This is a genomic window from Xanthomonas sp. 3075 (assembly GCF_014197275.1).
In the GTDB taxonomy this organism is placed as follows: domain Bacteria; phylum Pseudomonadota; class Gammaproteobacteria; order Xanthomonadales; family Xanthomonadaceae; genus Xanthomonas; species Xanthomonas campestris_B.
The window spans coordinates 86,911-106,916 of record NZ_JACIFI010000004.1 but is presented as its reverse complement, the minus strand read 5'-3'; the positions used below and the strand labels follow the sequence as shown (position 1 = coordinate 106,916).

Sequence of the window (20,006 nt, the reverse complement as noted above, 5' to 3'; positions counted from 1 at the left end):
CGCTCCGCATAGGTGACAGGACCGTATAGCACCTTGCCAGAGACACTTGTCACTGTCGTTTGAACAGACCTTCAGCATCACGCCAGCTATCGCTCTCGTCGCAGAAACGAAGGTGCCAACTCCTACCAACATAGATGAAAATGCAGTGCACTCCGTGAATACACTTGCCGCAGACGCCAAACAGGGGCGATTAACGGCTGAACTTCCGGAGCCAAGACAGAGCCTTTGCCCGGTCCTCGACTGACATTTCCCCCAGTGCCAGAATCGCTTCAGCCGTTTGATCGTCTTCAGCCACCAGGTAGGCCATCGGAACCCCGAGCGTCTCGGCCAGCTTCCCCAGCCCATCCAAGTCGATGCCACTGGTCTCGTTCTCGTAGCGATTGACCCGGCTACTGGCCAACTTCTTATCGAGCCCCATCAGCACCCCCAAAGCTCGCTGGCTTGGGATGCCTTGCAGTTCCCGAGCCTGTTTCAGGCGGGCAGCAAAGAGAGCTCGGGGAGAAGCCTTCGGCACGTGAACGAATGTTGAAAAGTTGGCCGGACAGCATGACTTGCTCCTCCACTGCATGGCAGACTCTTCATGAAATGTAGCACCCTCCACCAACACACGGGGATTTCATGGACATCGCAAGGATCGCAGGCGCAGCCCTGCTCGCATTGACCGTGGCCGGCGTAGCTCAGGCCCAAAAAGCACCAGAACAGAAGCCGGGCTTTTTTCGCCAGCTGGGCAAAGGCTTGGCAGACACAGGCAAGCAGATGGTGGGCATCAAGCCGCAGATCGCTGGCAAGGCCAGCGGTCAGGGGAATAGCTCGATCTATACGCCCATCAGCGGCGCCGGGAAGCTGCCCAACCTCTTCAAGACTGACAACCACCAGACAGCCCAGCTCGGGAAACTGGACTGGCCCCGCGTCGCGATCACGTTCACCGAATGGAGCGCCGCTCTGCCCTGTTGGACGGCTGAAGCGCGCATTTGGACCAGCCCCGCCGCGTCAAGCGTCGAGACCTTCCGCTCGTGCGCCGACGTGCCGCTGACCGAGACCGACGACCTGGGCGAGACGGCCGAACTGAACCAAGCGGCTCTTTGGAAGGGGCGGGACACCCTCAATGGCATCCGCGTGCCGCCCAGCAAGCCGAACACCGGCGCTCAGCGCTCCACCGGTCCCAACCCGCCCGCTCAGCCGTTCGTGGTCAACGTGAGTCGTCCTGGCGTCGCTGACCGCGCCGTAGACGTGTCGCTGCGCATCGCTTGGGTGGCCGGCTTTATCCAGACCGCTGATCTACACCCGGGCCCCTCCGGAATGCTTACGCCTTTCAAAGACACCAGGCTCTGGATCGCTGGGTTCAAGCCCGATGGGAACCGCGACAAGTAAGCCGGTCGCCCTCTATCACTCATTCAAAGGAACGACATGAAAAACGTATGGATCGGCCTGGTCGCGTTGACCATGGCCTTGGGCCTCACTGCCTGTAGTGACAAGCCGTCGGCCGACAACGCCAAGGAAGCCTTTGTCCGGCTGCTGCAAGACAGCGGCGCCGGACAGGTCACCGACGTCCAGCAATTCGAGCTCTCCGGCTGCGTTGAAGCGGAAGGCGCCGAGGGCTATCGCTGCGATACCCGCGGCCAAGCGGTGCTCAACATCGAGGGCCGGCAAGTGCCGATCCCCGTCAGCAAAAATCTTCGCTATGTGCGGGAATCGGGAGTCTGGAGGGCCTACACCAAATGAAGACCGAATCGAATCCGATGCTTGGACCGTCCGCCGGCACCGGGGGTGGGCTTGGTGGGGACGCCGCCATGCGCGCTGCCCCTAAAAAGGTGACCACCCCACACAACCGGTTCTTCTGGTGGTTCTCGCTCAGCCTGCTCGTCCTGGGCCCGCTCGGCTTCATCGTCGGGCCGTTGATGGCCCGGCGCGGCCTGCGGAAGGCGGAGCGGCTCTACCCGCAGGAGGCCTACGCGGCTCGAAGGCTCGACCAAGGGTTTACCGCTGCCCAGTGGTGGGTCATGACGCCGCTGACCGTGATGGGGGCTTTCTGGGTCAGCTCGGTGCTGAGTGGCCTTCCCATGGTGCTGCTCGTGTTGTGGCTCCAACTGAGCCAGCCATAGTCACGGAAGACTCCCACTCGCAGCTTTGCTAATGCTTTCCAAAGCGCTCACAGAGCTCGGCTCGGCGTTACAATCAACAGACCTGTGAGCATCGCTCTGGGCAATGGGTTTGAACCGGAGTCAATGGAAACATGCAAGAAATCCCTGTCGCCTGCGTTGACCTCTTCTGTGGGGCTGGTGGTCTTACCCATGGATTGAAGCGCCAAGGAATCTGGGTGAGAGCAGGAATAGATGTTGACCCTGCCTGCCGGTTTCCATATGAGCACAACAATGCCGGAGCCAAATTTTTGGAAAAGGATGTCGAATCCCTTGGTGCGACAGACATCAATCGTCACTTCCTAAAAAGCAAATACTCATTGTTGGCTGGATGCGCTCCGTGCCAGCCATTTTCGACGTATGCCAAAGGAAAAGACACCTCCAAAGATGCCAAATGGGGGCTTCTTAAGTCGTTTGCGCGACTGGTAAAAGAAACCCAGCCCGATTTGGTAACGATGGAGAATGTTCCACAATTGCCCACGCACGAAATATTCCAGGAATTTCTAGAAGCGTTTGATGGATATCATACATGGTATGGCGTGGTCGATTGCAGAGAGTATGGGATACCCCAAAAGCGAAAGCGTCTGGTATTCCTAGCTTCCCGACTTGGTGATATCAAGCTTATAGATCCGACGCACTCGCGCAAGCACAAAACTGTCAAAGACACAATTGGCAACTTGCCCGAGTTGTCTGCCGGACAGACAGACATCAAAGACCCGCTTCACACTGCCGCCGGCCTTAACGAAACAAATCTTAAGAGAATCAGACAATCCAAGCCCGGAGGAACATGGGCGGACTGGGATAGTGATTTAGTGGCCGCATGCCACAAAGAAGAGTCAGGCAAGACATTTGGATCGGTCTATGGCCGAATGCGTTGGAATGAGCCTGCGCCAACAATGACAACTCTGTGCTACGGATTTGGCAATGGAAGATTTGGTCACCCCGTGCAGGACAGGGCTATTTCGCTTAGGGAAGCAGCAATTTTTCAAACCTTCCCTAAAAATTATCAGTTCACAGAAAAGGGGCAGCCCATCCACTTCCGGACAGTCGGGCGGCTGATTGGCAATGCTGTTCCGGTTCGTCTTGGTGAGATCATTGCCTTGAGCTTCCGACAACACCTCAAAGATTTGAATTTAGCTTGATTCAAACCAGCCTTAAGGGAAAAGGATTTCCTTTAAGCGGGCCAGAAGTGAATCTCGATTGCGGGTCTCGCACTCCCAAATAACTTCGACCCTCCACCCGAGAGATTTTAGCTCCTCGGATTTCCGATTATCCCTATCTACATTCTTTTGAAATTTTTCCAGCCAGAAATCAACGTTAGAGCCTGGAGTGGATGCTAATCGACATCCCGGATGGCGATGCCAGAAACAACCATGAATAAAAATGCAGAGCTTTCGTGAGGGGAAGACCATGTCTGGGCTTCCAGGAAGGCTTTTTTGGTGCAGCCTAAACCTGGCGCCCAGCGAGTGAGCTGCGCGACGAACGATCACTTCAGGGGAAGTGTCTTTCTGTCTCACCGAGCGCATCAACGCGCTTCGTGCATCCTTTGAAAGTTTATCAACCAATGCTTTCAATCAGGTCTGAGAGGGAGCCTAGGTCCTTCGTCTTCTCAAGATAATCCTTATATGCATCCAGCGCCTGTGACACAAGTTCCTCATAAGTCTTGACGCGCGAACCAACCGAAATGGCATCCATTTGGTTCTTATATCGCTGAACATTATTCTGTTGTTCAGGCACGCGGTTGCCGAGCACAAAGATCACCTCGATATCCGGCTGGAACCCCTCTTTGATCGCCCCATGCTTTACAAGAAGCCTATTCAACTCATCAACATACTTCATGCCCTGCTCAGATAACTCCGCCAAGGTTACGCTGCGGTTAGCCCGCTTCAACTCTACAATTATGTGCTTGCCAGCCGCAGTCCTATAAGTAATGTCAAAACGGCCTTTCGAGGCCTCCTCATCTTTTTCATCAGATGAGCTTGGAAAAAGCTTCTTAAATTGTTGTTCAATTTGTGGACTTCCAGTGGCGCGCTCCCAAGACGGATCCAAAAGCCATAAACGATCGAAAAGTAACTGTTGAAGAACCTTTTCTTTCTCGTTTTTATCCACCGCGTCTTTAAGCAGGCGAATCTCACCAAGCCGACCTTTAACGATGTCCCGGTAAACACCCGCCTCAAGTGCATCTTGGTCCGCAAAGAGTTTAATCAACGCAGCATCGCTAAGGGAAACGGCCTCAGCCAGCTCTGCAGTCCTCCCTTTCAATTTCATTCGTTCAAAACCGAAGATTGAATGCTTTAAAACTTCAACCTTTTCCGATTCCGCCAAGGCCAAACGCTCCACTGCCCCAATCAGTTTTTTTGCATCTCTTTTAATACGCTCGTCGCCTAAAGATTCTATCCATACCCTGACTTGAGGATACTTGTCTTCGACCACCTCCGGGTCATCTAGCGAGCGCCAGGCACTCCATTGAGATTCCAACTTGTTTAATACGGACTTCAAATAAACCTGAAGCTGAACGTATCGCTCATCGTCCTCAATTAGGCGCTGCCTATCACTTGTAGCCATGTCAGCATCGCCATCATCCAAAAAATCCACCTCAATCTGACCAGTAAGATATTTAGTGTAATGTCTTCCATCATTAAAATTAGACAATATGTTTTCTTGAAAGAGCCTTCCTCGAGCCAGCACAACAACGCCGTTTAAATTCCCAGACACTTTTTCCAGGTCCTTGGGTTTATGGGAAGTCCCAATCCAACCCTTCACTTTCCAATCGCCTATCCAACCGTCGAGCTTTTCGGGCAGTTCGGACTCTCGTTTAGCAGTGCACCAGTTAGGCTTTTTCCAATCACCAAGAGTCCAAATGTATTGCAGGACTTGAAGGTCACCGCGATCAACTCCCGTTATCTCGACTCCATCCAAGAAAACCCTGAATTCTTCTGTCCCGATAACTGAGAAGCGCCGAGCAAGCCTCTCGCGGAAGTTAGGCCGCCGGAACCTCTCCATCTTTAGTTCAGTGAGGACGATTGTCGTCCCCTTTTTGGGAATGAGCTCAGACGAGTCGCGCACATCAGGGTGATAAGACTTTTTGCGCTTCTTGGCAGTCCTGATGCCGGCGGTCGTCATCAACAGGCCGGACTTTTGATTTTTGCTTCTCGAATAGACCTCAATGCTATCGGCGATCGAGAATGGTGCGAGTTTCCCCACTCCCTTACGCCCCATCACGGGCCGACCTCCGGGGGTCACATCACCTCCGGGCTGTTCCCGCTTGCGATAGCCGACCGTCAAAAATTTTTCGTTGATGTCCTTCGCCGTCATGCCAAATCCGTCGTCGGTCACAACGATTTTTCCCGCTTTGAGGTCGACATCAATTCGAACCTCCTTGGCATCGGCATCCCATGCGTTAGCCACCATCTCCGTCAAGACGGCAGGAACGTTGCTGTAAAGATTTCCCGCTAGGTGATCGAGAACGCCCAGCTCAATCTGCAAGGTGTACTTCTTGCCCGCCGCCGCCCCTCCCCCTTGTCCTGAGGATTTGGCGGTCGCACCTTTCTTTACAACTTTCTTTGGCATCTCGTTCCCTCGTTGCAGACTTTTCGCGTTGCGGACCGAGTGGGCGCTTCTACCCGCGCTTGCTTAGCCTCAGTGCCACACCTCTGTTCGTTGACCCCAGCAGATTACGCTAGCGCCTTACCCTCCGTGAAGCTACAATGGCGGACCACAAAGCAGGACACCCTCCTGGTTTGCGTGGCTGTAGGAGAGTCAGGAAGTTGGATCGGGATCAGTCGATCCCCCTCTCTCCGCCAGTTTTATGATCCTGCAACGCGATTGCACGGGTCCAGGGTCGCGCCAGTGGCCCACGTCTTATGGTGGCCCCGTCGGTCCCTCGCGACGCTAGATCGAAAATCCCGCCAGGGCCGGAAGGCAGCAACGGTATCGATTGATGCGGGCGCCGAGGTCAACCGGCGGGGACACCACCCTAACCCGTTCAGCACACGCCTCTTCAGCATGCAAGGCAGCGTCCAGGTGATGGCGCTGCCCCGGTAGTGCTGATGACAGGCCTACGATTCCGGATGCAGCCAGCCCGCATCGCCTTCCAGGTAATGCTCGTGTTTCCAGATCGGCACGCGCGCCTTGACTTCGTCGATGATGAAACGACACGCATCGAATGCAGCCCCGCGATGTGCCGCACTGACGCCTACCCACACGGCCATGTCGCCGATGCGCAGTTCGCCCACGCGGTGCACGCAATGCGCATTGACGATGGCAAACCGGGTCATCGCCTCGTCGAGCACGCGCTGGCCTTCGGCCTGCGCGAGTGCGGCGTAGGCTTCGTAACGCAGGCCGGCCACGCCACGACCTTCGTTATGGTTGCGCACCCAGCCTTCGAAACTGGCGAACGCGCCGGCATGCGGGTGCTCCAGCGCAGCGCGCAAGCTGTCGATCGGTAACGGCACATCGGAAAGCGCGAAGGTGGCGGTTGTCTGCTCGCTCACGCTCAACCTCCCGACACCGGCGGAATAAACACCACTTCACTGCCATCGCGCACCGTATCCTCCCAGCGCGCGAATGCGCCATCCACCGCCACGCGCAACTGCGCAGGTGTCCAGCGCAGCCCGTGACGCCCATCGAGCTCGGCATACAGAGTGCGCAAATCCTGCGCATCCGATCGCAATTGCTCGCTGGCAATACCTGCCGCTTCACGCAGGCTGGCGAAGTACAGCACCGTCACTGTCGCGCTCATCGCGTTGCTCCGATATCGCGCTTGCCGCCGCGCTTGGACACCAACTTGGTCGGGCCGATGCTCATGCTGTGCGACAACGCCTTGCACATGTCATAGACCGTCAATGCCGCCACGCTGGCGCCGGTGAGCGCTTCCATTTCCACGCCGGTGCGATGCACGCAACGCACCGTGCACCTGATGTCCAACACCTGTTCGCCCGCCCAGTCGATCTCGAAGCGACACGCATCGATCGGCAGCGGATGGCAGAACGGAATCAATTCGTGCGTGCGCTTGACCGCCATGGTGCCGGCGATCACGGCCGTTTCCACGATGCCGCCCTTGGCGCTGCGCAATCCGTTGGCGCGCAACTGCGCTGCCACGGCTGCGGGAAATCGCACGCGGCTTTCGGCGGTGGCACTGCGTGCGGTGACCGCCTTGTCCGAGACATCCACCATGGCGGGCAGCCCGGCGTCATCCAGGTGGGTCAAGCGTGCGGAACGGGGGTTTGCAGGCATGGGAAACGACACGGTGGCAGACGCTCAGGATGCGGCATTCTCGGTGAAAGCGGTGCCTTGATGAAACAGCAACCGCCAGCCATTGCCATCGGCGCGCCACAACGAACTGCGCAACGCATGCCGCTCGATCCCGCCACGGCGGTCGATCGAGCGATAACGCAGCTGCGCCAGATGCGGTACCAGCAGCACACATTCAAAGCCGTCGGCCCGGTAATCGACCAACGCATCGTCAGCCATCAATGCTGCAATGACATCGCCTCGCGTGTCGCGTCGTCCGGACGCACCGAATTCCACGAACTCCGGATCGAGCAACTCCTCCAGGGCCTGCACGGAGCTACGCACCTGCGGACCGAGCAAACGCAACTCCAGCGCGCGCAGCTGCGTCAGGAGCGAGGTTTCGCTCACCCGCCGATCAGAAACATCTCGACCGGCTTGCCACGCCGCGGTGTCGAGGCGCGCACCTCGCTGTAACGGTCGCCACGCACGCTCCAACGCGCGCGCAAATGCTCGGACAATCCTTGCTCGCCTTCGCCCAAGGCCGGCTTGAGGTCGTGCCCCTGACTGGCGAACAGGCAGGTGTACAACTGCCCATCGGCGGACACGCGGGCGCGCTGGCAGTCGCCGCAAAACGGCACGCTGACCGAACTGACAAATCCCACCTCGCCCGCACCGTCGGCAAACGCATGCCGCTGCGCAACCTCGCCGGTGTAGTTGGCATCCAGCGGAACCAGCGGCCAGCGCGCGTGGATGCGGCCGTGCAGTTGCGCCGAGGTCACCACCGCATCCGGCGTCCAGCCGTTGCAGCTGCCCACATCCATGAATTCGATGAAGCGCAGCACATGCCCGGTGCCGCGGAAGTGCTCCACCAACGGCAGCACCTGATCTTCGTTGACGCCACGCTGCACCACGCAATTGATCTTCAACCGCTGGAAGCCGGCCTGCTCGGCGGCGGCAATGCCGGCCAGCACCTGCGCGATCTCGCCACGGTCGCCGCTCATGCGCTTGAACAGCTCCGGCTCCAGCGCATCCATGCTCACGGTGATGCGGCGCAATCCGGCCCGACGCAATGCGCCGGCCTGACGCGCCAGCAACGCGCCATTGGTGGTGAGCGCCAGATCCTCGATGCCGTCGATCGCCGTCAATCGCGCAATCAGGGTCGGCAGGTCGCGGCGCAGCAGCGGCTCGCCGCCGGTCAGCCGCACCTTGGTAACGCCCACCGAAACGAATGCGCGCACCAGCGTTTCGAGTTGATCGAAGCTCAGCCGCTGCTGCGCATCGAAGCCGTAGTCGTCCGGCACGCGATCGGCCGGCATGCAGTAGCCGCAGCGGAAGTTGCAGGCCTCGATGACCGACAGGCGCAGGTCGCGCAACGGCCGGCCATAGCGGTCCTGCGTCGGTGCTGCTGTCAGATCCGGCAACAGGCGCGCGCTCATCAAGGCACCATTGCAGCGGTCGGGTCCGCCAATGCCAGATACTGCCCAGGCACGGCCACGCGATGGCCGCGTGCGCGTAGCACGTCGCCATCGGCGTCGCTGGCGTAGTGGTACAGCAGCATGCGGCTCAACAAGTCCTGCGGGTATTCCCGCTCCAAATCGTCCACCCCAGTATGCGACGGGTTGCCGTGAACGCCGCAGTCATGCGCGATGAGCTCGCTGTCATCGGCATAGCGGGCCAGCATTTCCGGAATCGGCCGGGTATCGCCACTCCACACCAGTGCACCCTTGAGGCGCAGCCCGTAGGCGGTTTCCGGCCAGTGGTGACGCGCCGGGAACACCTCCAGCCGCACGCCGTCGTGCCAGAAGGCATCGCCAACCGGCACCAGCTGAAACGCGTCCCAGAAGTTCGCACCGCCCTCGGCCAGTACATTCGGATAGTCGGCAATGCGCCGCTGCAGCAACGGCACCACCGGCGCCGGGACGTACAAGCGGGTACGACCACGCCGTTCGGAGAAATAGCTGTCCACGAACATCCGCTCCAGCCCGCCAACATGGTCCAGATGCACGTGGGTGATGAAGATGGCCTGCGGCAGTTGCGCATAGTGGGCTTGGTAGGCCGTCAGCCCTTCGCTACCGCAATCGATGGTCAGCCAGGGCGCGCCCGCACGCTCGATCGTGGCCATCGGCGAACCGAGCGCCACCGCCGCCGCGCTGCCGACCCCCTGCATCCGCAACGCCCACTGCATCAGTAGCCCCGGCCCCAGGCCAGGTCATACGCGCGATGCAGGCGCTCGTAATCCTTGTCCACCTCTTCGCGGCTGCGGTTGCCGCGCAGCTTCAACAGCGAGCGATGCAGGCGCTTGAGATTGCGCTCGCGCCAGCGCGTGGCCGGAATGCGCAACACGCCGCGGTCGAAATCGATCAACCAGCCATGCCCACCGGCATCGAACAGGATGTTGTGCGCATTGAGATCGGCATGATCCAGGCCGGCGCGATGAAACCGCGCGATCAGCCGCCCGGTTTCTTCCCACGGCGCACCGCGTCCGGCGACTTGCGCGTGATCGGCGAGCGAGCGCACGTTTTCCAGGCGCTCCATCAACAACGCAGCACGATAGCGCAGGCCTTCGCGCAGATAGCAGGCCGCCAACGGCCGCGGCACCGGCAGCTTGCGCGTGAGCAGCTCGCGCATCAGCCGGAACTCGGCAAAACTGCGCGTGCGCCCCGCCCCTTTCCACAGATACTGGTCGCGGCTCAAGCGCGCAACCAGACCGCCACGCCGGTACTGACGCAACACGCTGTGGCCGAACGGCGCATCCACGAACCACGCCCCACCCCGCCCGCCTTCGTCGACCGGCCGCGCCCTGTCGCCCCAGTGCTGCGGCGAAAACAGGCCAGCGTCGGCTTGCCGCAGCCGCTCGCGGTCGAACAGAATGGCGCCATAACCGCGGCCTTCGCGGTACGGCGCCAACGCTTCAGTGGCGTCGAAAGAGACCATCTATCGAGTTTAACAACACCATGGCTTCCACGCCTGCTTCGTTATGCCTGCTGCGCCTGTCTGCCCTGGGTGACGTCACCCACGTGGTGCCGCTGGTGCGCACGTTGCAGGCGGGCCTTCCGGCAACCCACCTGCATTGGATCATCGACAAGGCCGGGCTCAAGTTGCTCGACGGCCTGCCGGGCGTGCAGTTTCATGCCTACGACAAGCGCACCGGCGTGGCCGGCATGCGTGCACTACGCCAGTCGCTGGCGCCATTGGGGCGCTTCGATGCCTTGTTGCAGATGCAGGTGGCCCTTCGCGCCAATGTGCTGTCGGCCTTCGTGCCGACGCAGCGCCGCATCGGCTACGACCGCAGCCGCTCCAAGGACCTGCACGGGCTGTTCGTCAACGAACGCATCGCCGACCGCCCCGGCATCCACGTGCTCGACGCCATCGGCAGCTTTGCGCAGCCGCTCGGCCTGGCCCAGACCCAGGTGCGCTGGGACTTGCCGGTTCCCGACGAGGCGTATCACTGGGCGCGCGCGCAATGGGACGACGACGGCCGCCCGGTGCTGATGATTTCGCCGTGTTCCAGCCACGCACGCCGCAACTGGTATCCCGACCGGCATGCCGCCCTGGCCGACCACGCCGCCGCGCAAGGGTGGCGAATCGTCCTGTGCGGTGGCCGAAGCGAACTGGAGCGAACCACGGCGGACGCGATCGTTGCTGCAGCGCGCACGCCGATACTGGATCTGGTCGGCAAGGACACGCTCAAACAACTCCCCGCCCTGCTCGCCCGCGCCGATCTGGTGGTCACGCCTGATTCGGGGCCGATGCATATCGCCAACGCGATGGGCACCAAAGTGCTCGGCCTGCACGCAGCCAGCAATCCGCTGCGCAGTGGCCCGTATTCGGACGTGCGCTATTGCGTGGATCGTTACGACGCGGCGGCCCGCAAACATCTGGGTAAACCGGCCGACCAGCTGAAATGGGGAACCAAGATCGAATTCGACCAGGTGATGTCGCTGATCACCGTGGACGATGCGATCGCCGCGTTCGAGCGTTATCGCGCCGATCATCCACACTGAGGATCGGCGAGGGAGCGGCGCTCTAACAAGCGCTCCATCCGCTGCAGAGCAACCCGCGCTTCCCCCTTGGCTCAACCGCTCCAGAACCGCCCGGAATCAAGAGCGAACTGCCTGCGGCTCGCGCGCGGCAGACATCCATTGCGGCGCTGGCGGAGACACATCACTGGCAACGCACTCAGGATGCCGCTCAAGCACCGCCCCCGCGTTGAGTCACGCAGACGCGCGGTCAGCGGCTATCAGACACCTGTGGCGCGATAGTCCTGATACGATTTTTCTTCCACATACGCTGACCCGAGCGCCAGGTTGATCTCTTTCTTGATGCGCGCCCGCTCGTCGTTTTCGATATAGACGCTGCGCGCAAGCTGCACGAAAGTGTCGTCGAAGGTCTGCGCCTGTTCCTTGAGGCGGATGTCATCCTCGATCACCCACAGGCGTTCGTTGACCGCCTTGAGCTCGGCGCGCAAACGCACGATGTCGTGACCGGCGGCCGGATGCGCCATCCAGCTGATTTCCAGCGCAGACAGCTCGTTGCGCACATTGGTTAGCTTGGCCGGATCGCGCATGCGCTCGGACTTGATCTGCAGGATCGCGATCTTGTCGAGCAACTCACCAAAGGACACGGGCACCAGAATCTCGGACATGACAGGCCTCCAACGGATATTCAGCGATTGTAGCCGCCGCTGCAGCGACTGGCTGCGACGCATAAACAAAAGCCCCCTTGCGGGGGCTGATGCGAATCTGGCGGAGAGGGGGGGATTCACTCGGCACTGACGTGCCTTCGCCCTACGGGCGGCTTCGCCGTGCAGACAGCTGCGCTGTCTGTCGAACCCGGGGCTTCTCACCCCCCAATGCCGCCGGCGAAACACACGCGGCACTGACACAACCCGTCGCCTCAATCTGGCGGAGAGGGGGGGATTCGAACCCCCGAGGCGCTATAAACGCCTGCCTGATTTCGAGTCAGGTACATTCAACCGCTCTGCCACCTCTCCAGATGGTCCCCAGTGTCCTGGGGCCGTGCATCATACGGGCACGGACGCCAAGCCACAAGCGGCCCGGGCCAGCGCTGCCGGCGCAATCGATGGGCCGGGCGTGAACCTGCACTGCGATGTCCGCCAACGGTGTGTTGCTGCTGGCCGGCCGCGCCGCGATGATGGTGACGCACCTCTCCCTTTGGCGACCCGCCCCATGCTCGAATTCGGACACCTCACCCACGTCGGCCTGCGCCGTGACCTCAATGAGGACACGTACTACGGCGATAGCGAGCTGGGGCTGTGGCTGGTGGCCGATGGCATGGGCGGGCATGCCTGCGGCGAAGTGGCCAGCGCACTGGCACGCGAAACCATCGTGCGCGAAGTCCGCGCAGGCACCCCACTTGCCCAGGCGGTGCGCATCGCCGACGAAGAGATCATCAAGACCTCGCGCCGCAGCAACGACACCTTGCCGATGGGCACCACCGTGGTCGCCGCACGCGTGCTGGGTCAACGCTTTGAAGTGGCCTGGGTCGGCGACAGCCGCGCCTATCTCTGGCGCGACGGACGGCTGGCCCAGCTGAGCCAGGACCACAGCTATGTGCAGGAACTCATCGCCCAGGGCACGCTCACCAGCGAGCAGGCGCGCGCGCATCCCCATCGCAATGTGGTGACCCAGGCACTGGGCGTGACCGATCCGGTCCACCTCAATGTCGCCACCATGCAGGGCGAACTGAAATCCGGCATGCAGTTGCTGTTGTGCAGCGACGGCCTGACCGAAGAGGTGGACGATGCCACGATCGCCGCAACCTTGTCGCAAGCCGATTGCAGCGCGCAGGAGTGTGTCGAATGCCTGGTCGCCGCCGCACTGGACGGTGGCGGCTCGGACAACATCACCGCGATCCTGGTGCGCAGTTACTGACGATCGAAACGCAGGCGCTCAGCACCAGGCGGGCGTGGTCATCGTGGGTTCGAGCGTGGACTGCGCGCATTGCCGGTTTTTACTCAGCACACGCACCCGCTCGCCACGTTTGGTTGCTGCTTGCCGCCATCGCTCGGCGCATCGACGCAGACGCCCGCAAGACTCAGGGCAATGCACGACACACGCAGATTGCCTGCGCGTGTCGCGCCTGGAAACGACGTTCTACATCACCGCTCTATTGCGCGACGGCCGCTTCTTCGACCGGCTCGTCCCACAACGCGCGGCCGGCCCTTTTGCGCAAATGCGTCAGACGCGCCTCGTGCGCCTGCGACTCCGACGCCGTCACCACAACGCGCGGACGTGGCAACAGCAGTGCCGGGTCGAACGCGATCATGCCGCCGGTGTTGTCGGTATTGCGCCCAGCATCGGCGCTGGCAAATCCGATTTCTTCCTGGCCAGAGGTCAGCGCGATATACACATCGGCCAGGATCTGCGCATCGAGCAAGGCGCCATGCAACTGGCGGTGCGAATTGTCCACGCCCAAGCGCTTGCACAAGGCGTCCAACGAATTGCGCTGCCCAGGATAACGCTCGCGCGCCATCATCAAGGTATCCACCACCGTGGCGCGATCGACGATGCGCCCGTAGTTGTCGCCCAGCAGCGACAGCTCGTTGTCCAGGAATCCCAGATCGAACGCGGCGTTATGGATGATCAGCTCCGCGCCGTCGATGTAGGCCAGGAACTCCTCGACCACCTCGGCGAACAGCGGCTTGTCGGCCAGAAATTCCAGGGTCAGCCCGGTCACTTCCTGCGCGCCTGGTTCGAAGTCGCAATCCGGCTTCAGATAGCGATGGAAGTTGTTGCCGCTGGGGCGCCGCTCCAGCAGCTCCACCGCACCGATTTCGACGACGCGGTTGCCCTTGCGCCATTCCAGGCCGGTGGTTTCGGTATCGAGAATGATCTGACGCATGAATCCTCTTGCTTGTTGCTTACGATGTTGCGATGCCAGCGCGCTGGGCGATGGCTTGATCGCGGGCAAGCACGTCGACGCGCTCGTTGTCCGGGTCGCCATTGTGGCCTTTCACCCAACGCCAATCGATGCTGTGACGCTGCGTGGCCGCATGCAGCCGCTCCCACAGTTCACGGTTCTTGACCGGATCGCCGCCGGAGGTTTTCCAGCCGCGCCGCACCCAGCCGGACATCCACTCGGTGATGCCCTGGCGCACGTACTGCGAGTCGGTGTGCAACACGATCTGGCACGGCTCGGTCAGCGTCTCCAGCGCCATGATCGCCGCCATCAACTCCATGCGGTTGTTGGTCGAATTGGCTTCACCACCGGCCAATTCCTTCTCACGGCCGTTGTAACGCAGCAAGGCCGCCCAACCGCCCGGCCCGGGATTGCCGAGGCAGGAGCCGTCGGTATGCACTTCAATTGATTTCATCAGCTTCCATTGTTGCAACGTGGACAGGTCAGATCGTGGCCACCGGCTGCGGCCAGCGCGACGGCATCGCGATCGGGGTAGGCGCAATCGGTGTCGCAGCGCGCTTTTCCACTTCCAGTAAATACACCGCGCGCCAGGGCGCACGGCCAGGGGGATCGGAGCCGCGCCCGGCGCGCCAGATTGGCCCCAGATAGCGCTCGGCCTCTACGCATTGCAGGCCGGCGCGTTGTGCCAGCGAGCGCCAGCGATCCGGACGCATGGCCACCGGGCCGCGTCGTGCCCAGTGAAAACGGTACGGGCTCAGCGGGTTGAGCGTAAACAGCCACAAGCGGCCGCCCGGCATCAGCAAGCGCTCGCACTCGGCCAGGAACTCCGCCGCGCCGCCGACCACGGCATGCTGCACCACGATCGCCTGCAGGCTCTCGGTGGGCAGCGGGAACGGCATCGCGCAGTGCGCATCGCCGCCAAAGCGCCCGGCACTGCGATACAGCCGCAGACCGCGTCCCTGCAATGCATCGCGGGCGGGCAATTCCGTATTGGGAGTCAGCCACAACCAGGGCTGCGACGGACGCGTCTGCAATGCCGAGAACGCCAGCCGGCGCTCCGATTGGAGCAGGCTTCGCCCCACATCCGTATCAAACCAGGATGAGACACCAGCTTGACGGGAGAATGGCGTGGCAGGCATGGTCCCAATTCTATGCGACTGACCGCCCTGCCCGCATTCGACGACAACTACATCTGGGCGCTGGTCGCCACGGATGGCCGCGCAATCATCGTGGACCCCGGTCAGGCCGAGCCGGTGATCGCTGCCGCAGAACATGCCGGATTCACCCCCAGCGCGGTCCTGCTGACCCATCACCATGCCGACCACATCGGCGGCGTGGCGGCGCTGCAGCACCGCTGGCCGGCTCTGGAGCTGTTCGGTCCCGCCGACGAACGCATGCCCACCGACGCCCGTCAGCTTGGCCAGGGCGACCATCTGAGCCTGCTCGGGAGCGATGTGGAGGTCTTGGAGGTTCCGGGCCACACCCGCAGCCATATCGCCTTCGTCGCCGACGGGCATGTGTTCAGCGGCGATACCCTGTTCAGCCTAGGCTGTGGACGGATGTTCGAAGGTACCGCTCCTCAGATGTTCGACTCGTTGCAGCGCCTGGCTTGCCTGCCCGGCGAAACGCTCGTGTGTTGCGGCCACGAATACACTCTGGCCAATGCGGCCTTCGCGCTGCATGTCGATCCCACCAACGCTGCCTTGCAGCGCCGTCAACAGGAAGCCCAGGCCATGCGTCATGCAGCCCGTCCTACCCTGCCGATTTCGCTCAAGAGTGAACTGGCCACCAATCCGTTCTTACGCACCAGCCGTCCCGAAATCCGCGCTGCAGTGGCATCCCGCGCAACCGGCACACTGTCCTCCGAAGTAGATGTTTTCGCCGAACTTAGGCGCTGGAAAGACGAATTTCGCGCATGAGGCGCCTGCTTCTAGCAGTGCTGGCCGCCTCGGCCGCCATCGCACCTGCAGCAGCCGCATCGTCCAACGACGCCAGCCGCCTCACACCCGCCGATAGCTCGATCGCGCGCGCAGCGGCGCCCAGCGTGCGCAATGGTCAGGATATTTTTTCCGCATTTCTGGATGGCCGCGCCGATCCGGGTTGCGACAGCGAACACAGCGACGCGCGTTGGGAACAGCATTTCTCACGCGCACCGGCCCGGCTGGCCGATGATGCGCAGGATGTCCTGCCGCTGTTCGGCTACGTGGTCGACGAGCTGCGCGAAGCCGATATGCCGACCGAATTTGCACTGATTCCGTTTGTCGAAAGCGGCTATCGCCCGGGCGCACGCAATGGCAGCGGCCCGGCAGGCTTGTGGCAGTTCATTGCCACTACCGCACGCAATCACCATGTCCCGGTCGGGGCGCAATACGACGGCCGCCTCTCGGCGGTTGATTCCACCACGGCAGCGGTGCGCTACCTCAAGACCCTCTACGGCATGTTCGGCGGCGACTGGCGACTGGCCCTGATGGCGTACAACGCTGGCGAGTATCGCGTACTGCAAGCAATGCGCACCGCCGGGATGAACGCGCAGAACGCCCGCCCGTCCGAGTTGCCGGGCATGTCCAAGGTCACCTACGAATACGTCGAAAAGCTGCATGCGCTGGCCTGTGTTCTCGACCATGCGCAGCAGAAGGGCAACCTGCTGACCTCGCTGGATCGCCCGGTTCCGGTGCTGACCGAACACGCGCTGCCGGCCGGCACCAGCCTCAACGCCTGGGCCGGACAGCGCGCGATCGAGCCGCAGCTGCTTGCCCGCCTCAATCCCGCCCTGGCCAGCGCACGCGCCGCGCCGCGTGGCGTGCATGTGCTCGCTCCGGTCGCACCGGCCCTACCAGGCTCGGCCAGTGAAATGGTGGCATCGAGCAATGCGGAAAGGATGCCCGATAACAGCGATAGCGCTCCCACCGTGGTTACCAAGGCATCGAACGCCAAGCCGCGCACGACGCATACGGTTCGCAGCGGCGAATCCGCCTGGGCCATCGCACGCCGCTACGGCATTACCGTTGCCACGCTGCTTGCCAACAATGGGCTGGACAAGCGCGCCGTATTGAAGCCCGGCATGGTGCTGTCGTTCGACGACACGCCTTAACGCGCGGCGCGACTGGCGCGTCGTGCGTCCGCACTGGCATCAGGCCTGCCGTCCGTAATCACGTTTTGCCGCGTTCACGCTTCGGCCTCTTCGCGGTCTGCGCAGATCCGCCAGACCAGGTCAGAGCGTGACAAGCAATGACCACATGGTTCATCGCAGCGTCGCTGGCTACGCAATGGCCGAGGCGATCGGCCCACCGTCGGGTCCACTGACATCAGCCATGAGCTGCGCCAGCTGCGATATGCGAGCAATCCCCGGCAGACCGTGTGCGATGCGGTGAACCGACTCGCACGGCCGTTCATTAGGACGTGCACCCTACGGGCATTCACACCGGTTCTCGACCCGTCTAGCGCCTCTCAATAGCGTCGTGAACGATACGTAGCCCGCACCCCCATTCGCCCACCCGCTATCCACAAAATCCCCAGACAAGCCCGTCTCAGTACCCGGCATCGCCTGTCATCGCGCTAAGTGAGCGCCCACCAGCACGCAGCCACAAGCCAGCGGTCGGGCTGCTACACGACACGTCGGCCAGTGACACACCTTCATCCAAAGAAAAAGCCCGGTCACCCGGGCTTTTTGTTTTACCAGTCGCTGCGCGATATCACAGCTGCGCTTCTTCGATCTGGATCTTGTAGCGCTTGCGCATTTCCTTGACGTACGCCTGCGCCGCATTGTTGCCGTCGATCTGGCTCAACTGCTCACGCAGCATCGTCTGCTGCTCGGCCGGCATCTGCTTCAGATCGCCCGGCGTGGCCTTGCTGACCACGAAGACCGCAAAGCGCCCACCATCGAGTTCCACCTTGCCCACCGATGGCTTGCCTTCGCTCGGACGCGGCGCGCTGAAGATCGCGCGGTTCGCCGCCGGGGTCGGAATCGGCGCCGTACGCGGCAGGCCCGGAATCGGCTGCACCTGCAGCTTTTCGCTGGCCGCCAGTGCCTGCAAGGTCTCGCCCTTCTGCACACGTGCCAACAGTGCATCGGCAGCCGCTGCGGCAGCCTTTTCGGTGCGATCCGCATGAATCGCCGCGATCACCTTGTCGCGCACCTTGTCCAACGGCAAGGCCTGCTCGGCGGTGTGATTGGTCACGCGTAACACCACACTATGATTCGGCGCGATGGTGATCGGGTCGCTCACCGTGCCGTCCTGCACCAGCGTCTCGGAGAATGCCGAACGCAGCACCGCCGGATTGGCCGCAATGCCGCTGGCATCGGCGCGCGAGAACGGGCCCAGCGTCTGCACCGGCAGGCCGACCTGCTTTGCCGCCGGCTCCAGCGCGGTGGGATTCTTGTAGACCTGATCGACCAGCTTGCCGCTCACGTCCGCATACGCCTTGTCGGCATCGGCCTTGAGCTGCTCGGCGGCGAGTTGGTCGCGCACCTGCTCGAACGACTTGCCCTGCCCACCCTTGACCTCGCGCAACTGGATCACGTGGTAGCCGAACTCGCTCTTGATCGGGCCGACCACCTCGCCAGCCTTCATCGAGAACAGTGCGTCTTCGAACGGCTTGACCATCGTGCCCTTCTCGACCCAGCCCAGGTCGCCACCGGCGCCCTTGGAACCGGGATCCTGCGAATTGGCTTTGGCCAACGCGGCAAAATCGGCGCCCGGTAGCTTGGCCTCCGCAGCCAATTTGGCGGCCTTGGCTTCGGCGGCCTTTTGCGCAGCGGCATCGCTGCCAGCGCTGATCAGGATATGCGATGCCAGACGCTGATCCGGCTCGACAAAGCGCGCCTTCTCTTCGTCATAGCGCTTGCGCAACGTGGCTTCATCGGCAGCGGTTGCCGGCGGCATCTTGGCGGCGTTGAGCTCGACATACTCAATCGTCACCGTCTCCGGCTGACGAAAATCCTGTGCATGCCCCTCGTACCACTGCTTGACCTGCGTATCGCTGACCGGCGCGGTGTCGGCAGCCGGCGCCGGCAACATCGCCAACTCCACATCGCGCGTTTCGCCCATCAGCTTGAGCAGGCGTTCGAACTCGGTCTTGGTCGCAAAACCCGACTCGGCAATCGCCTGCGGAATCACCGACTGCTGCAGGCTGTCGCGCACCAACGCGTCGAACTGCGCCGGTGTACGCGGAGGCGTGCCCTGCGCGAGCGCGGCGCGGTACTGGTCGGGGCTGAACTTGCCATCGACCTGAAACGCCTGAATGCCGGTGATGTAATCGCGCACCGTTGCATCGCCGATCACGATGCCGGCATCTTCCGCACCCAGGCGTACGACCTGCTCGTCGACCAGCTGATCGAGCACCTGCAGCTTGTTTTCGCGCGATTCGAAGCTGCGCGGATCGAAATTTTCGCCCTGGCGCTGACGCTCCTGCATACGCGCCTGCTCGAAGCGCGTGCGGAAATCCTGCGTGCTGATTTCATGGTGCTGCCACAGCAGCGAGACCGGCCACCACGATGGTGCCGATTTCCACCACGTCGGTGGCGCCTGCACCTTGGCCACGTTGTTGGCGCCAATGCCGCCGAGGTAGCTGTTGTCGATGACGAACAGGAACGGAATCATCAGCAACCCCAGGATGGCGGTAGCGATCCAGCCTGACGTCTTGTCGCGAAGTTTCTGCAGCATTGGCAAATCACGGCCTGTGGGCGAGCCGCGCAGTGTAACGCGCTTGGCGCCGGGCACCCAGCCCAATGCCACACGGCACCGAATCGCAATG

At 61.8% G+C, this 20,006-nt stretch carries 23 protein-coding genes, 1 tRNA gene and 1 other RNA gene; 9 read left to right on the top strand and 16 right to left on the bottom strand.

Annotated features, from left to right (window positions below):
* Positions 1-190: 190 nt before the first annotated feature.
* Positions 191-514, bottom strand: a complete 324-nt coding sequence (locus GGR62_RS05470; RefSeq protein WP_184406924.1) for a helix-turn-helix transcriptional regulator — start codon at positions 512-514, stop codon at positions 191-193.
* A gap of 104 nt (positions 515-618) precedes the next feature.
* On the opposite strand from GGR62_RS05470, the gene GGR62_RS05465 reads away from it, so the two are divergent.
* The 4 genes from GGR62_RS05465 to GGR62_RS05450 all read left to right on the top strand — a co-directional run bounded on the left by GGR62_RS05465 (position 619) and on the right by GGR62_RS05450 (position 3,280).
* Complete coding sequence (locus GGR62_RS05465) at positions 619-1,371, top strand: hypothetical protein (RefSeq protein WP_184406923.1); 753 nt, start codon at positions 619-621, stop codon at positions 1,369-1,371.
* A gap of 36 nt (positions 1,372-1,407) precedes the next feature.
* On the top strand, positions 1,408-1,722 hold the full coding sequence (locus GGR62_RS05460) for a hypothetical protein (RefSeq protein WP_039512368.1): 315 nt from the start codon (positions 1,408-1,410) through the stop codon (positions 1,720-1,722).
* Complete coding sequence (locus tag GGR62_RS05455) at positions 1,719-2,102, top strand: hypothetical protein (protein WP_223571040.1); 384 nt, start codon at positions 1,719-1,721, stop codon at positions 2,100-2,102. Before GGR62_RS05460 ends, GGR62_RS05455 begins: the two co-directional genes overlap by 4 nt.
* Before the next feature lie 131 nt (positions 2,103-2,233).
* Positions 2,234-3,280 carry a DNA cytosine methyltransferase gene (locus GGR62_RS05450; protein ID WP_081327672.1) on the top strand — a complete coding sequence of 349 codons (1,047 nt, stop codon included), beginning with the start codon at positions 2,234-2,236 and terminating at the stop codon, positions 3,278-3,280.
* Between the two features lie 12 nt (positions 3,281-3,292).
* Here the strand turns inward: GGR62_RS05450 and vsr are convergent, their stop codons facing one another.
* A complete protein-coding gene (gene vsr / locus GGR62_RS05445) occupies positions 3,293-3,703 on the bottom strand; it encodes a DNA mismatch endonuclease Vsr (protein WP_081327671.1) in 411 nt (136 codons plus the stop codon).
* Entirely contained in the window at positions 3,696-5,708 is a 2,013-nt protein-coding gene (locus GGR62_RS21110) for an ATP-binding protein (RefSeq protein ID WP_260305514.1), read from the bottom strand. The genes vsr and GGR62_RS21110 overlap by 8 nt, the downstream gene beginning before the upstream one ends.
* A 302-nt stretch (positions 5,709-6,010) precedes the next feature.
* Between GGR62_RS21110 and ffs the strand changes: the two genes are divergently transcribed.
* Positions 6,011-6,107: signal recognition particle sRNA small type (gene ffs / locus GGR62_RS05435), an RNA gene on the top strand.
* A gap of 89 nt (positions 6,108-6,196) precedes the next feature.
* On the opposite strand, the gene GGR62_RS05430 is transcribed toward ffs, so the two are convergent.
* From GGR62_RS05430 to GGR62_RS05400, 7 genes are read right to left on the bottom strand one after another with little or no spacing between them, the layout of a single operon-like run.
* Positions 6,197-6,637, bottom strand: a complete 441-nt coding sequence (locus tag GGR62_RS05430; RefSeq protein WP_184406922.1) for a molybdenum cofactor biosynthesis protein MoaE — start codon at positions 6,635-6,637, stop codon at positions 6,197-6,199.
* Positions 6,634-6,879: a MoaD/ThiS family protein gene (locus GGR62_RS05425; RefSeq protein ID WP_184406921.1), complete on the bottom strand. Its 246-nt coding sequence runs from the start codon at positions 6,877-6,879 to the stop codon at positions 6,634-6,636. Before GGR62_RS05425 ends, GGR62_RS05430 begins: the two co-directional genes overlap by 4 nt.
* Complete coding sequence (moaC, locus tag GGR62_RS05420; protein ID WP_184406920.1) at positions 6,876-7,373, bottom strand: cyclic pyranopterin monophosphate synthase MoaC; 498 nt, start codon at positions 7,371-7,373, stop codon at positions 6,876-6,878. Before moaC ends, GGR62_RS05425 begins: the two co-directional genes overlap by 4 nt.
* Positions 7,374-7,397: 24 nt before the next feature.
* Positions 7,398-7,778, bottom strand: coding sequence for a nuclear transport factor 2 family protein (locus GGR62_RS05415; RefSeq protein WP_184406919.1), 381 nt, complete (start codon positions 7,776-7,778; stop codon positions 7,398-7,400).
* On the bottom strand, positions 7,775-8,806 hold the full coding sequence (gene moaA / locus GGR62_RS05410) for a GTP 3',8-cyclase MoaA (protein WP_184406918.1): 1,032 nt from the start codon (positions 8,804-8,806) through the stop codon (positions 7,775-7,777). The genes GGR62_RS05415 and moaA overlap by 4 nt, the downstream gene beginning before the upstream one ends.
* Positions 8,806-9,555, bottom strand: a complete 750-nt coding sequence (locus GGR62_RS05405) for an MBL fold metallo-hydrolase (protein WP_184406917.1) — start codon at positions 9,553-9,555, stop codon at positions 8,806-8,808. Before GGR62_RS05405 ends, moaA begins: the two co-directional genes overlap by 1 nt.
* A complete protein-coding gene (locus GGR62_RS05400; RefSeq protein WP_184406916.1) occupies positions 9,555-10,304 on the bottom strand; it encodes a 3-deoxy-D-manno-octulosonic acid kinase in 750 nt (249 codons plus the stop codon). The genes GGR62_RS05405 and GGR62_RS05400 overlap by 1 nt, the downstream gene beginning before the upstream one ends.
* A 20-nt stretch (positions 10,305-10,324) precedes the next feature.
* On the opposite strand from GGR62_RS05400, the gene GGR62_RS05395 reads away from it, so the two are divergent.
* Positions 10,325-11,374, top strand: coding sequence for a glycosyltransferase family 9 protein (locus GGR62_RS05395; protein WP_184406915.1), 1,050 nt, complete (start codon positions 10,325-10,327; stop codon positions 11,372-11,374).
* 236 nt (positions 11,375-11,610) lie between these two features.
* Here the strand turns inward: GGR62_RS05395 and GGR62_RS05390 are convergent, their stop codons facing one another.
* Together GGR62_RS05390 and GGR62_RS05385 are read right to left on the bottom strand one after the other, a co-directional pair.
* Positions 11,611-12,015, bottom strand: coding sequence for a DUF6165 family protein (locus tag GGR62_RS05390; RefSeq protein ID WP_184406914.1), 405 nt, complete (start codon positions 12,013-12,015; stop codon positions 11,611-11,613).
* A 257-nt stretch (positions 12,016-12,272) separates the two neighbouring features.
* Positions 12,273-12,363, bottom strand: a tRNA-Ser gene (locus GGR62_RS05385).
* A 196-nt stretch (positions 12,364-12,559) separates the two neighbouring features.
* On the opposite strand from GGR62_RS05385, the gene GGR62_RS05380 reads away from it, so the two are divergent.
* A complete protein-coding gene (locus GGR62_RS05380) occupies positions 12,560-13,264 on the top strand; it encodes a PP2C family serine/threonine-protein phosphatase (protein ID WP_184406913.1) in 705 nt (234 codons plus the stop codon).
* 235 nt (positions 13,265-13,499) lie between these two features.
* On the opposite strand, the gene dnaQ is transcribed toward GGR62_RS05380, so the two are convergent.
* Genes dnaQ through GGR62_RS05365 form a run of 3 tightly spaced genes read right to left on the bottom strand, consistent with a single transcriptional unit; the run spans position 13,500 to position 15,391 of the window.
* On the bottom strand, positions 13,500-14,234 hold the full coding sequence (dnaQ, locus tag GGR62_RS05375; protein WP_184406912.1) for a DNA polymerase III subunit epsilon: 735 nt from the start codon (positions 14,232-14,234) through the stop codon (positions 13,500-13,502).
* Positions 14,235-14,253: 19 nt separating this feature from the next.
* Positions 14,254-14,706: a ribonuclease HI gene (gene rnhA / locus GGR62_RS05370; protein ID WP_184406911.1), complete on the bottom strand. Its 453-nt coding sequence runs from the start codon at positions 14,704-14,706 to the stop codon at positions 14,254-14,256.
* A gap of 28 nt (positions 14,707-14,734) precedes the next feature.
* Positions 14,735-15,391 carry a hypothetical protein gene (locus GGR62_RS05365; RefSeq protein WP_184406910.1) on the bottom strand — a complete coding sequence of 219 codons (657 nt, stop codon included), beginning with the start codon at positions 15,389-15,391 and terminating at the stop codon, positions 14,735-14,737.
* Between the two features lie 12 nt (positions 15,392-15,403).
* Between GGR62_RS05365 and gloB the strand changes: the two genes are divergently transcribed.
* Both gloB and GGR62_RS05355 read left to right on the top strand, forming a co-directional pair.
* A complete protein-coding gene (gene gloB / locus GGR62_RS05360; RefSeq protein WP_184406909.1) occupies positions 15,404-16,171 on the top strand; it encodes a hydroxyacylglutathione hydrolase in 768 nt (255 codons plus the stop codon).
* Positions 16,168-17,343, top strand: coding sequence for a lytic transglycosylase domain-containing protein (locus GGR62_RS05355; RefSeq protein WP_184406908.1), 1,176 nt, complete (start codon positions 16,168-16,170; stop codon positions 17,341-17,343). The genes gloB and GGR62_RS05355 overlap by 4 nt, the downstream gene beginning before the upstream one ends.
* 601 nt (positions 17,344-17,944) lie before the next feature.
* On the opposite strand, the gene GGR62_RS05350 is transcribed toward GGR62_RS05355, so the two are convergent.
* A complete protein-coding gene (locus tag GGR62_RS05350; protein ID WP_184406907.1) occupies positions 17,945-19,915 on the bottom strand; it encodes a peptidyl-prolyl cis-trans isomerase in 1,971 nt (656 codons plus the stop codon).
* Positions 19,916-20,006 lie beyond the last annotated feature (91 nt).